General features: G+C 73.1%; 10 protein-coding genes. 6 read left to right on the plus strand and 4 right to left on the minus strand.

Annotated elements, in window-relative coordinates:
* The first annotated feature begins 271 nt into the window (after positions 1-271).
* From ACFXDE_RS42415 to ACFXDE_RS42425, 3 genes are read left to right on the plus strand one after another with little or no spacing between them, the layout of a single operon-like run.
* Positions 272-1,711: a hypothetical protein gene (locus ACFXDE_RS42415; RefSeq protein ID WP_380499543.1), complete on the plus strand. Its 1,440-nt coding sequence runs from the start codon at positions 272-274 to the stop codon at positions 1,709-1,711.
* A gap of 36 nt (positions 1,712-1,747) precedes the next feature.
* On the plus strand, positions 1,748-2,311 hold the full coding sequence (locus ACFXDE_RS42420) for a GtrA family protein (RefSeq protein WP_380438581.1): 564 nt from the start codon (positions 1,748-1,750) through the stop codon (positions 2,309-2,311).
* A 37-nt stretch (positions 2,312-2,348) separates the two neighbouring features.
* Positions 2,349-3,566 (plus strand): ROK family protein, encoded by a 1,218-nt coding sequence (locus tag ACFXDE_RS42425; RefSeq protein WP_380438583.1) that lies wholly within the window; start codon positions 2,349-2,351, stop codon positions 3,564-3,566.
* Between the two features lie 61 nt (positions 3,567-3,627).
* On the opposite strand, the gene ACFXDE_RS42430 is transcribed toward ACFXDE_RS42425, so the two are convergent.
* Positions 3,628-4,665, minus strand: a complete 1,038-nt coding sequence (locus tag ACFXDE_RS42430) for an ABC transporter permease (RefSeq protein ID WP_380499545.1) — start codon at positions 4,663-4,665, stop codon at positions 3,628-3,630.
* A 182-nt stretch (positions 4,666-4,847) separates the two neighbouring features.
* Between ACFXDE_RS42430 and ACFXDE_RS42435 the strand changes: the two genes are divergently transcribed.
* Positions 4,848-5,336, plus strand: a complete 489-nt coding sequence (locus tag ACFXDE_RS42435) for a MarR family winged helix-turn-helix transcriptional regulator (RefSeq protein WP_380438587.1) — start codon at positions 4,848-4,850, stop codon at positions 5,334-5,336.
* Positions 5,337-5,495: 159 nt separating this feature from the next.
* Complete coding sequence (locus ACFXDE_RS42440; protein ID WP_380499546.1) at positions 5,496-7,049, plus strand: MDR family MFS transporter; 1,554 nt, start codon at positions 5,496-5,498, stop codon at positions 7,047-7,049.
* 80 nt (positions 7,050-7,129) lie between these two features.
* On the opposite strand, the gene ACFXDE_RS42445 is transcribed toward ACFXDE_RS42440, so the two are convergent.
* A complete protein-coding gene (locus ACFXDE_RS42445; protein ID WP_380438591.1) occupies positions 7,130-7,390 on the minus strand; it encodes a hypothetical protein in 261 nt (86 codons plus the stop codon).
* 26 nt (positions 7,391-7,416) lie between these two features.
* On the minus strand, positions 7,417-8,655 hold the full coding sequence (locus ACFXDE_RS42450) for an anion permease (RefSeq protein WP_380499548.1): 1,239 nt from the start codon (positions 8,653-8,655) through the stop codon (positions 7,417-7,419).
* A gap of 368 nt (positions 8,656-9,023) precedes the next feature.
* Between ACFXDE_RS42450 and ACFXDE_RS42455 the strand changes: the two genes are divergently transcribed.
* Positions 9,024-10,601 (plus strand): NlpC/P60 family protein, encoded by a 1,578-nt coding sequence (locus tag ACFXDE_RS42455; protein WP_380499549.1) that lies wholly within the window; start codon positions 9,024-9,026, stop codon positions 10,599-10,601.
* A 58-nt stretch (positions 10,602-10,659) separates the two neighbouring features.
* Here ACFXDE_RS42455 and ACFXDE_RS42460 read toward each other — a convergent pair whose 3' ends face one another.
* Positions 10,660-12,942 carry an FdhF/YdeP family oxidoreductase gene (locus tag ACFXDE_RS42460; protein WP_380499550.1) on the minus strand — a complete coding sequence of 761 codons (2,283 nt, stop codon included), beginning with the start codon at positions 12,940-12,942 and terminating at the stop codon, positions 10,660-10,662.
* Between the last annotated feature and the right edge of the window lie 167 nt (positions 12,943-13,109).

Raw genomic sequence — 13,109 nt, forward strand, 5'->3', positions numbered from 1 at the left:
GCGGAGCGGCACTGCCGCTCCGCCCCGGGCCATGCCCGCAGGGTGAGACGGTCTTGTGAGACGGGTCGTCAGTAAGGGAGGCTGGCCGGGTGAATCGCCACGCGCACCTGAGCCGTCGACTGGACGTCGACCTCGCCCGCGCGTGCTCGGCGATCTGTCACCGCGTCCGTTGAGCGCGGTGTTCCACCCGACGCCCCCGCCGGGAACCCCCACCGGGTGGCCGCACCGCCATGCGCCCACGCCTGCCCGCTCACCCGATGGGACACCCTCCATGCGCTTCGCGCTGCCCTCCCGCGCCGCCGCCGTCCTCGCGGCCGCGGCCCTGCTCGCCCTCGCGGTCCCGGCCCGTGCCGCCACGCCGTTCGGACCGCTGCCGCCGCACAACCCGTACGCGGGCCCCGACGGCACCGCCACCATGCACGGCGACACCGGCTCCTCGGACACCACCCGGCTGCCCGGGCCGCCGGCCGGCCCGCTCACCTCGCACCGCACGGCCCTGCAGTCCGCCTGCCCGACCGTGCTGGTCGGCTACGACGGCTTCCCGGTCGCGCTCTGCACCACGATCCTCGGGCGCACCCCGACCGTCCACCTGCTGGACCCGGACGACGGCGAGTCCCTCGCCGAACTCCCGCTCGCCAAGGGCTCGTTGCTCGGCGGCGTGTACGCCTACCTGGACGACCGGGACCGCCTGGTCGCCGTCGACGGCCACGGCGACCTGCTGCGGATCGGCCACCACCGCAGCGCCGACGGCGACTGGGAGCTCACGGTGGACAGCCGCCTCCCGCTGGCCGACGCCGTCCCGGCCGGCGACGCCGTCGTCGGCATCTCGCCGGACTGGCAGGGCCGGGTCTGGTTCGCCACCGGCGGCGGGGTCGTCGGCACCGCGGACGAGCGCACCGGCGCCGTCCGCGGCCTCGCCCTCCCCGCCGGGGAACGGATCGCCAACTCGATCTCCACCGCCCCCGCCGGCACCCTCGTCGCCACCACCCACGCCACCTACCTGCTCACCGCCGGAGCCGACGGCACCCCGCGGACCGCCTGGCGCCGGGCGTACGACCGCGGGCCAGGCCGCAAGCCCGGCCAGCTCAGCTGGGGCACCGGCTCGACCCCGACCTTCTTCGGCCCGCGCACCGGCACCGACTACACGACCATCGTCGACAACGCCGCGCCGACCGTGCACCTGCTGGTCTACCGCACCTCCGACGGCTCGCCGGTCTGCTCGGTGCCGGTGCTCAGGGCCGGCGGCAGCGGCAGCGAGAACTCCCCGATCGGCGCCGGGAACAGCGTCTTCATCAGCAGCACCAACGGCTACCCGTACCCCGCGCTGCCCGCCGACGCCGGGCCGGGCGTGCCCGCCTCCGCCGACTTCCGCGGCGGCTTCAGCCGGGTCGACGTGCGGCCCGACGGCTCCGGCTGCGACCTGGTCTGGGACACCACCGTGCGCTCCGCCGCCGTCCCGCGGCTCTCCACCGGCGACGGGCTGATCCACACCGTCCTGCGCAAACCGCTGATCCCCGGCAGCACCGCCACGATGGTCCTCGACCCCTATTACTACGCCGAGATCGACCCGGCCACCGGCGCCGTCGGGCGCACCCGGTTCCTGGGGGCCGGCTTCCTCTTCGACACGCTCCAGATGGTGGGCTCGATCGCCCCCGGCGGAGTGGTCTACCAGGGCACGACCGCCGGCGTCCTGAGGATTTCCGCCGAGTGACGAGGGGGACGGCGGACCGCGTGCGAGACTGCGAGGATGCCGTCCCCCACGCAGCGCGTCCTGGCCCGGGTGCCGGCGAGGCTGCGCCCGTTCCTGGTGCGCCACCGCAGGCTGGTGAAGTTCCTGCTGGTCGGCGGCGGCTGCTTCGCGCTCACCACGGTGATCGACTTCGAGTTGAAGTTCACCGTCCTGGAGCACAAGCCGGTGGTCGCGCTGACCATCGCGACCGTGATCGCCACCGTCGTCTCCTACGTGCTGAACCGCCGCTGGGCCTTCCGGGCCCAGGGGCAGCGGCGCGAGGCGGTGCTGTTCTTCCTGGTCAGCGTGGTGGCGATCGCCGTCAACGACGTGCCGCTGGCGGTCTCGCGGTACGTCCTGGACCTACGCGAGCCCTACGTCGGCCCGTTCGCCCAGGAGGTCGCGGACTTCCTCAGCGGCATGATCGTCGGCACCTTCGTGGCGATGCTCTTCCGCTTCTGGGCGATGCAGCGCTGGGTGTTCACCCGCCTCGCCGAGCCCGTCGCCACCGGGACGCAGCCGCCCCTCGAACCCGGTTACGCTGCACACGAGACGTCCCGGGAGGTGCCCGGGACGCGGTGAGGCCGGGTGACCGCCAGCCAGGGAGCGGGGTGGGCACATGCGTGAGCCGGACGGCGTCCGGAGCGGACCCGCCAGCCAGCAGGGCATGCGCCGGGCCAACCTGGCGCTGGTGCTCGGCGTGATCGCACGGGCCCCGCGCTCCCGCGCCGAAGTGGCCGCGGAGACCGGACTCACCCGGGCGGCGGTCTCCTCGCTCGCCGAGGAGCTGATCGCCGGCGGCCTGGTCGTCGAGGAGGGCCCGGCCGCGCCGAGCGGCAAGGTCGGCCGGCCCGGCACCGCGCTCGGCCTCAACCCGCACGGGCCCGGCGGCCTCGGCGCCGAGATCGGCGTCGAGCACCTCGGCGCCTGCGTCGTCGACCTGCGCGGCGAGGTCGTCTCCTGGCGCCGTCAGGAGATCCGCAACCGGGGCCGCACGCCCGCCGCCGTCATGGCCGACCTCGCCGAACTGCTGCGCCGCGCCGTCGCCGAGGCGGGCCTGCGCCCGGCCGCGCTCGCGCTCGCCGTGCCCGGACTGGTCGGCACCGCCGGCGGGGTGCTCCAGCGGGCCGCCAACCTCGGCTGGCAGGAGGTGCCGCTCGCCGCCGAACTGCGCCTGGCCCTGCGCGCGGCCGGCTCGGAGGACCTGGCGGAGCTCGCGATCGACGCGGACAACGAGGCCAACCTGGGCGGGCTCGCCGAACTCTGGCTGGGCGGCGGCCCGGACCACTTCCTGCACGTGTCGGCCGAGGCCGGCGTCGGCGCGGCGATCGTGATCGGCGGGCGGCTGCTGCGCGGCGCGCGAGGCTACGCGGGCGAGCTCGGCCATGTGCCGGTCCGCCCGGACGGGCCGCGCTGCGCGTGCGGCGCGCACGGCTGCCTGGAGCAGTACGCGGGGGAGACGGCGGTGCTGCGCGCGGCGGGGCTGGAGGGCATCCGCGGCGACTGGGTGGCCCTGCTCGCCGAGCGCGCCGAGGCCGGGGACGAGGAGGTGCGCGCCGCGCTGGCCGGGGCCGGGGCGGCGCTGGGCATCGCGGCCTCCGGTGCGGTCAACCTGCTGGACCCCGCCGAGGTGGTGCTGGGCGGCGGGTACGCCCAGCTGGCGCCCTGGCTGCTGCCGTCGATGCGGGCCGAGATGGGCGCCCGGGTGACCGTCCGCCCGTGGTCGGACGACCGGCTCACGGTCTCCCGGCTCGGGCGGCGCGGGCCGCTGCTGGGCGCCGCCGTCGGGGTGGTGCGCGCCGTCGTGGCCGACCCCGGCCGGCTGGCGGGCGCCTGAGACGGCCGTGCCCCCCGGCCACGGGGGCCGGGGGGCACGGGATTCTTCCGCAGGACGGGGCTCAGGCCTCCTGGACCAGCTCCCGGCCGCCCGAGCGCGGGCCGCGCACGACGGCGAGCAGGGCGACCGCCACGCCGAGGACCGCCCACACGACGAGCACGAGGAGCGGCATCGCCATGTTGGTCGAGCCGAAGTAGGCGATCGACTTGGTCGCGGCGGTGCCGGCGCCGTTCGGGATCCACGAGCCGATCGCGCGCCAGAACGGCGGCATCATCGGCGCCGGGTAGACCCCGCCCGCGCTCGGGTTGCCGAGCACCACGAAGATCAGCACCGCGATGCCGATGCCGATGATGTCGAACAGGCACTGCAGCGCCATGGTGAACGCGCCGACCGTGAACACCACCAGGGCGCCCACCGCCGACAGGCTCGGGATCGAGCCGGGCAGCGCGTCCAGGACCGGACCGGCGATCAGGGTGCCGAAGACGCCGGCCGCGATCGAGTACAGCGCCATCGCGCCGAGCCGGATCAGCAGGCGGTGGACGTTGGCCGGCTTGGAGCCGGCGCTGATGCCGAGGATCGAGGCGACCAGGTAGCCGCCGACGCACCAGCCGATGACCAGGTAGAAGGCGGAGAGGCCGTTGGTGTCGCCCTTGGCCAGCGGGACGACGTCCTCGACCTTGACGGTGCGGCCCTGGGTCTTCTCCAGCGCGGTCGTGATGCTCTCGGCGGCCTTGGCAGCCGAGGTGCCGCGGGCACCGCCGGTCAGCAGGGTGTCCTCGGTGCCGGCCGGGTTGAAGACCAGCGCGGCGTAGATCTTCTGGTCCTTGATCTGCGCGGTGGCGGTCTCGGCGTCCGGTGCCGTGACCGGCTTCACGGCGTCGTTCGGCACCGACTCCAGCGCGCCGACCAGCTTGGGCGCGACCTGCGGCGGGGCGACCACCGCGATCGACAGGTTGTGCGGGGCCGGCTTGTGCAGCGCCCCGACGTACGACGTGATGAAGCCGAGTTGGAGCAGCAGTACGGCGATCACCATCAGCGCTGCGCGCGGGGTGACCGCTCCCTTCAGTTCGGCGACGAAACCCTGCCCCGGGGCGGCCATCCACATCTCCTTGGTATCGGGGGAAACCTGCGGTTTCGGGGGGAAACCCATGTTTCGAGGGAAACCTGCGATTCGAGCGGAATCAGATACTACGAGAACCGATACTTCATACCATGAAGTAGTTGGCTTGTCGCACCGCACGCGCCGCGTTCCGGCCACCGCCGCTGCGGGATACTGGCGCGGTGAGTGCGGAGAGTGGCGAGCGGGTGCCGGGCGGGCGAACACTGGACGAGGGCGCGCTGCTGGCGGTGGACCGCGAGGTCGCGCTGATGTTCCGGCGCGGCCGGGCGAGGGTCGCCGAGCTGTCCCGCCGGGTGCACCCGGAGCTGGAGGGCATGGCGTACAGCATGCTCGGCTACATCGAGCAGGCCGGGCGGGTGCGGGTGACCGACGTCGGCGTGTACTTCGCGGTCGGCAAGGCCACCGTGAGCCGGCAGATCAGGGCGCTGGAGGAGCTGGGCCTGGTCGCCCGGGTGGCGGACCCGCTGGACCGGCGGGCCTCGTTCGTCTCGCTGACCGAGGACGGGCGGCGGCGCTACCTCGCCGCCAGGGACGTCCGGATGCGGCGGGTCCGCGAGGTGATGGGCGGCTGGTCCCAGGAGGACGTGGTCCGCTTCGCCGAGCTGCTGCACCGCTTCAACGACGTGTTCGGCGAGCCCGCGGGGGAGTGACCGCAGAGGGTCGCGCGGGTGGGGTCGCCGGGGGTCGCACGGGAGGGGCTGTCCGGGGGCGCGCGGGTGGGGCCCGGCTTTACTTTGCCTTGAAGAAAGTTGCCCTAAGCAACCATCTGCTCGTATGGTTGCCTAAGTCAACGATTTCTAAGGACCGGGATGACCGTGACCACCGAGGCCGCGACCGGCGCAGCCGCCGCCGTCGACGACCGACCCATGACCCACCGACAGGTGATGGAGGCGCTGTCCGGCCTGCTGCTCGGCCTCTTCGTGGCCGTGCTCTCGTCGACCGTCGTCTCCAACGCCCTGCCGCACATCCTCACCGACCTCCACGGCGGCCAGTCCGCCTACACCTGGGTGATCACCGCAGCGCTGCTCACCCTCACCGCCTCCACCCCGATCTGGGGCAAGCTCTCCGACCTCGCCAGCAAGAAGGTGCTGCTGCAGATCGCCCTGCTGATCTACATCGCCACCTCCGCCCTGGCCGGCCTCTCCCAGAACACCGGCGAACTCATCGCCTGCCGCGCCCTCCAGGGCATCGGCGCCGGCGGTGTCGTCGCGCTCGGCCAGATCTGCCTGGCCGCGATGGTCCCGCCGCGCGAGCGCGGGCGCTACAGCGGCTACTTCGGCGCGGTGTTCGCCCTCGCCACCATCGGCGGCCCGCTCATCGGCGGCGTCATCGTCGACACCTCGTGGCTCGGCTGGCGCTGGTGCTTCTACGTCGGCATCCCGTTCGCCATCGCCGCGATCCTGGTGGTCCAGCGCACCCTCAAGCTGCCGGTGGTCAGGCGCAAGCCGAAGATCGACTACCTCGGCGCGCTGACCATCACCGGCGCCGTCAGCCTGCTGATGGTCTGGATCACGCTGGCCGGCAAGAACTACGCGTGGCTGTCCTGGCAGACCGCGGCCATGGTCGGCGGCGGCCTGCTGCTGGGCGCGCTCGCCGTCGTCATCGAGCGCCGCGCCGCCGAGCCGATCATCCCGCCGGACCTCTTCCGCTACCGCACCGTCACCCTGGCCGCGCTCGCGAGCGTGCTGGTCGGCGTCGGCATGTACGGCGCGACCACCTTCCTCAGCCAGTACTTCCAGCTGGCCCGCGCCAAGTCCCCGACGATGGCCGGCCTGATGACCCTGCCGATGATCCTCGGCCTGGCGCTCTCCTCGACCGTCGCCGGCCGGCTGATCACCAAGTACGGCCGCTGGAAGGCCTACCTGGTCTCCGGCACGGCGCTGCTCGCGATCGGCTTCGGCCTGCTCGGCACCATGCGGACCGACACCAGCTACGTGCTGCTCTCCGTCTACATGGCGATCACCGGCATCGGGCTCGGCCTCACCATGCAGAACCTGGTGCTCGCGGTGCAGAACACGGTGCCCCGCAACGAACTCGGCGCGGCCAGCTCGGTCGTCACGTTCTTCCGCACCATGGGTGGCGCGATGGGCGTCTCCGCGCTCGGCGCGCTGATGAACAACAAGGTCGGCCACTACCTCGCCGAGAACCTGGCCGCCGCGCACATCCCGGCCGGGCACGCGGCCTCCGGCGGCGGCATCCCGGACCTGCACAAGCTGCCGGCCCCGATCCTGCCGCTGGTGACGGACGCCTTCGGGCACGGTGTCGGCACGGTGTTCCTGTGGGCCGCGCCGTTCGCGCTGGCCTCCTTCGTCACGGTGCTGTTCATCCGGGAGACGGCGCTGCGGACCACGCAGCAGACCTGACGCCTCCGGTACGCGGGCACGGAAACGGGCCGGGAAGTGGGGATCCACTTCCCGGCCCGTTCGCGTGTGCGCGGTGGGGACTACGGCGCGGCGATCAGCACCAGGCCGTAGACGACGGCCGCGGCGCAGACGGCGAAGCAGGCGTACGCGCCGGCCAGCGCCAGCCGGCCGCCGGCGGCCTGGGCGGTGCCGGCCTGGGCGGTGCCGTCCTCGCGGGCGGTCAGCGCGGCCTCGCGGCGGGACAGGGCCAGGATGCCGAGCGCGAAGACGGTGACCACGGCGACGGTGACGCCGAAGCTGATTCCGGCGGTCTGGGCCAGGGCGTTCCACTTGATGTGCATGGTGTGTGCTCCTCAGCCGGCGGCGCTCAGGCCGCGACCGTGGTCGAGGCGGTGGTGGGGGCGGCGTTCGCCGGGGCGGCCGGGGTGACGTCGACCGCGGTGACGTCGGCGGCGGTGACGTCGAGCGCGGTGACGTCGACCGCCGTGACGTCCTCGACGGAGCCGACCTCGTTGACGTTGTCCGCGCCGACCGGCTGGCGGCGGGAGATCAGCCACATGCCGCCCGCGCCGGCGACCAGCGCGGCGCCGACCAGCACCACGCCCCAGGTGCCCTGGCGGACCACCAGGGCCGCGCCGCCGGAGACCAGGCCGGCGGCCGGCAGGGTCAGGCCCCAGGTGTAGACCATGCGGCGGACCATGCTCCAGCGCAGCTCCGGCTTCGGACCGCCGAGACCGGCGCCCATGATGCCGCCGGTGCAGACCTGGGTGGTGGAGAGGCCGAAGCCCATGTGCGACGAGGTGAGGATGACGGTCGCGACCGACGACTCGGAGGCGAAGCCCTGCCGCGGCTGGATGTCCGCCAGGCCCTTGCCCATCGAGCGGATGATCCGCCAGCCGCCCATGTAGGTACCGAGCGCGATCGCGGCGCCCGCCGAGACGATCACCCAGGTGGGGGGCAGCGCGCCCTTGGGCAGGGCGCCGACCGAGACCAGGGTCAGGGTGATGATGCCCATCGTCTTCTGGGCGTCGTTGGTGCCGTGCGCGAGCGAGATCAGCGAGGACGAGAAGATCTGGCCCTTGCGGAAGCCCTTGTCCGTCGTGGCCCCGTTGCTGCGGCGGGTGATCAGGTACGCCAGCTTGGTGGCGCCGAAGGAGGCCAGGCCCGCGACGAACGGGGAGGCGACCGCCGGGATCAGGATCTTGGTGACCACGGTGTCGAAGTTGACGCCGTTCATGCCGACGCCGACGATCGTGGCGCCGATCAGGCCGCCGTACAGGGCGTGCGAGGAGCTGGACGGCAGGCCGCGCAGCCAGGTCAGCAGGTTCCACAGGATCGCGCCGACCAGGGCGGCGAAGATGATCTCGGGGTGGATGCCGGTCTTCTCGTTGACGATGCCGCCGGAGATGGTGGTGGCGACCTTCACGGACAGGAACGCGCCCGCGAAGTTGAGGACGGCCGCGATGGTGACCGCGACCTTCGGCCGGAGGGCTCCCGTCGCGATCGCGGTGGCGGACGCGTTCGCGGTGTCGTGGAACCCGTTGGTGAAGTCGAAGGCGAGCGCCGTGATGATCACAACGGCTACCAGGAACGAGATGTGTTCCATACCCAAACAATCGTCGTAGTTGTCGCACGGACGTTGGTGTCGCTCGCGACCGTAGGCAGGTTCGGTGAACGGAAGGTGAACTGAGCCGGGAATCGTGGTTCCGCTGGTGTCCTGGCGATGGCCATAAGCTTTCGCAGGAGTGACATGGGTCGCGCTGAGCTGGACCTTAGCGAAGAACGCCCCGGTTCGCACACGTTTGCTGAGACCTGTCTCACAGGTGAACGGGGCCGTGAACGGGACCGTGAACGGGGCTGTGAACGGAGAATTCACCTTCCGGTCCTGGCGCGCCCTGTTTCCGGCGGGTAACCCGTGGGAGGATCGCCGGGATCCGGGGAACCCGGGGACGGGCAGGGCGGGGAGGAAGACCCATGGGCGGGGAATCGCGGCGCGGCGAGACGGTGGGCGTACGACCCTGGGTGCGGGCCGCCCTGCGCTGCGGAGCCGTGCTGGCCGCCGCCGCGCTGGCGCTCCCGTTCGCCGCCGGGGCCGCGTACGCCGCACCCGACCCGGGCACGCCCGGCGTGACGGCTCCCACGGCCGCCCCGGGGGACGACCCGCTCGCCGCCGCCAAGGCCACCCTCGGACCGCTGCTCGACCAGCTGCACGCGCTCTACCAGGGCGCCGAGGCCGCCACCGAGCAGTACAACGGCGCGGTCGCCAAGGTCACCGAGCAGCAGACCGCCCTCACCGACCTGCAGAACCGCCTCGAACGCCAGCAGAAGCAGGTCGACGCCGGCACCGACATCGCCGCGCAGCTCGCCGCCGCCCAGTACCGCAACGGTGCCACCTCCGCCTACGCCGAACTCCTGCTCTCCAAGGACCCGTACGAGGCCGTCACCATCGCCGAGCTGCTCGCCACCGCCAGCCGCTCGCAGTCCGAGTTCCTCGACCGGCTCAAGGCCGACCGCAACGAACTCGCCGGGCTGACCGCGCAGACCGCGGACGCCCTCAAGACCTCCCAGGCGCTCGTCGCCCAGCAGGAGGCGGCGAAGGCCAAGGTCGCCACCGACCTCGCCGCCGTCGAGCAGCTGGTCTCCTCGCTCACCGGCGCCCAGCGCACCGAACTGGAGAAGCTGGAGAAGGCCAAGGCCGACGAGGCCCAGCTCGCCTTCCTCGCCAGCGGCGCCCTCGGCCAGGGCGAGCGCACGCCCTCGCTGGCCGGTCGCGCGGCGGTCGCCTTCGCACTGGCCCAGCTCAACAAGCCCTACCTGTGGGGCGGCATCGGCCCGGACTCGTACGACTGCTCCGGCCTCACCTCGCAGGCCTGGCTGCACGCGGGCAAGCCGATCCCGCGCACCAGCCAGGAGCAGTGGGCCGAGCTCCCGCACGTCGCGCTGAACCAGATCCGGCCCGGCGACCTCATCGTGTACTTCCAGGGCGCCACCCACGTCGCGATGTACATCGGCGGCGGGCTGATCGTGCAGGCCCCCCGGCCGGGCGCGGTGATCAAGGTCTCGCCGATCGGCTCGATGGCGATCCTCGGGGCCGTCCGCCCCGACCCGTCCGGCGCGGCCGACGACGCTGGCGGCGCCTGGAAGGTGCCCGACCTCCCGACCGGCTGGGACACCGTCACGCCGATCGCCCCGACCCCGGCCGAGCAGCGGCCGCCGGTGCCGGCCCCGGCCCCGGGCACGACCCCGGCCCCGGGCACGCCGGCGCCGAACCCGGGGACCCCGTCCACCACGCCCGGTACGCCGTCCGGGACCGGGACTCCGTCGGGTACGGGGTCGCCGTCGGGGACCGGGACTCCTTCGGGGACGGGTACGCCTTCGGGGACGGGCACCCCGACGCCTTCGGGGACGGGCACCCCGACGCCTTCGGGGACGGGCACCCCGACGCCGAGTGGGACGGGTACGCCGACGCCGTCCGGTACGGGGACGCCCACTGCTTCGGCGCCCGGGAGCGCCACTGCCACGCTGCCGCTGATCGGTGGCCTGCTGCCCTGAGTCCTGTAGCCGGATGGAGAGGCCGCCCTGCGGGGCGGCCTCTCCGTTGTTTGGAGGCTCAGACCGCGGTGCTGTCCGGCTCGAAGCGGATGACGACCGCCTTCGACGTGGGGGTGTTGCTGATGTCGGCCGTCGAGTCGAGCGGGACCAGTACATTCGTCTCGGGGTAGTAGGCCGCCGCCCCGCCGCGGGCCACCGGGTAGTGGACCACCTTGAAGTGCGGTGCGCGGCGCTCGACGCCGTCCTTCCACTCGCCCACCAGGTCGACGAACGCGCCCTCGGTCAGGCCGAGTTCGGCGGCGTCGGCCGGGTTCACCAGGACCACCCGGCGGCCGCCCTTGATGCCGCGGTAGCGGTCGTCGAGGCCGTAGATCGTGGTGTTGTACTGGTCGTGCGAGCGCAGCGTCTGCAGCAGCAGGCGACCCGGCGGGACCTCCGGGGCGGTCAGCGGGTTGACGGTGAAGTTGGCCTTGCCGGTGGCGGTCGGGAAGGTCCGGGAGTCGCGCGGGCCGTGCGGCAGGGTGAAGCCGCCGGGGCGGCGCACCTTCTCGTTGTAGTCCTCGAAGCCGGGCACGACCCGGGCGATCCGGGCCCGCAGGGTGTCGTAGTCGCCGGCGAAGTCCTCCCACGGCACGGTGTCCTGCGGTCCGAGCACGGCGCGGGCGAGGCGGCAGATGATCGCGGTCTCGGAGAGCAGACCGGGCGCGGGCGGGCGCAGGCCGCCGCGCGAGGCGTGCACCTGGCCCATCGAGTCCTCGACGCTGACGAACTGGGCGCCCGAGCCGGTGACGTCCCGGTCGGTGCGGCCGAGGGTGGGCAGGATCAGCGCGCGGGCTCCGGTGATCACGTGCGAGCGGTTCAGCTTGGTCGAGACGTGCACCGTCAGCCGGCAGCGCCGCATCGCGGCCTCGGTGACCTCGGTGTCCGGCGTCGCCGCGACGAAGTTGCCGCCCATCGCGAAGAAGACCCCGACCTTGCCGTCGCGCATCGCGCGGATCGTGTCCACCGAGTCGAGGCCGTGCTCGCGCGGCGGCTCGAACGCGAACTCCTTGCCGAGCGCGTCCAGGAACGCCTTGCTCGGCCGCTCGAAGATGCCCATCGTCCGGTCGCCCTGCACGTTGCTGTGCCCGCGCACCGGGCAGACGCCCGCGCCGGGGCGGCCGACGTTGCCGCGCAGCAGGAGGAAGTTGACCACCTCGCGGATGGTCGGGACGGCGTGCTTGTGCTGCGTGAGGCCCATCGCCCAGCAGACGATGATCTTCTTCGAGGCCAGCACCATGCGGCCGAGCTCCTCGATCTGCTCCCAGGGCAGGCCGGTCGCGGCGAGGACTTCGTCCCGGTCGGTCGTTGTGGCCTGGGCCTCGAACTCCTCGTAGCCGTGGCAGTGCTCGTTGACGAAGGCGTGGTCGACGCCGTTTCGTTCCAGGACCAGCTGGTTGAGTGCCCGGAACAGCGCGAGGTCGCCGCCGAGGCGGATCTGCAGGAACAGGTCGGTCAGCTTGGTGCCGTGGCCGACCAGGCCGCGGGCGTTCTGCGGGTTCTTGAAGCGCTCCAGGCCCGCCTCCGGCAGCGGGTTGACGCTGACGATCTTCGCGCCGGCCCGCTTGGCGCGCTCCAGGGCGGAGAGCATCCGGGGGTGGTTGGTGCCCGGGTTCTGGCCGGCCACGATGATCAGGTCGGCCTGGTAGAGGTCCTTCAGGCTCACGCTGCCCTTGCCGACGCCGAGCGTCTCGGTGAGCGCCGAACCCGAGGACTCGTGGCACATGTTGGAGCAGTCCGGCAGGTTGTTGGTGCCCAGGCGGCGGGCGAACAGCTGGTAGGCGAAGGCGGCCTCGTTGCTGGTGCGGCCCGAGGTGTAGAACGCGGCGCCGTCCGGGGTGTCGAGGGCCTTGAGTTCCTCGGCGATCAGCGCGAAGGCGTCGTCCCAGGAGACCGGGGTGTAGTGCGTCGCGCCCTCGTCCAGCAGCATCGGCTGGGTGAGGCGGCCCTGCTGGCCGAGCCAGTAGCCGGAGCGCTCGGCCAGGTCGGCGACCGGGTTCGCGGCGAAGAACTCGGCCCGGATCCGGCGCTCGGTCGCCTCCTCGGCGACGGCCTTGGCACCGTTCTCGCAGAACTCGGCGGTGTGCGTCTTGTCCGGCTCCGGCCAGGCGCAGCCGGGGCAGTCGAAACCGTTCGGCTGGTTCACCTTGAGGAGCGTGGCGAGGGTGCGGCGGGCGCCCATCTGCTCGGTGGCCATGCGGAGGCTGTGGCCGACGGCGGGCAGGCCGGCGGCCGCGTGCTGCGGCGCGGACACCTCGGGGGCGTCCTGCAGGGGGTCGCTCTGCGGGGCCTGCTTCGGCATGACTGCGCTCCTCGGCTCTGCTCTTCGGGCCGCCGCACCGTCGCGGGGGTCCGGGGACCATCTTTTCACCTGGGGGATCGGGGTGGGAGGGCCGCTGCGCGGGGCTTGGGGTGCGGGGTGGGCTTTCGGGTGGGTGGGGTTCGCCGGGGGTGGCTCCGGGGGTGGCC

The sequence above is a fragment of the Kitasatospora sp. NPDC059408 genome, from assembly GCF_042751525.1.
GTDB lineage: Bacteria > Actinomycetota > Actinomycetes > Streptomycetales > Streptomycetaceae > Kitasatospora.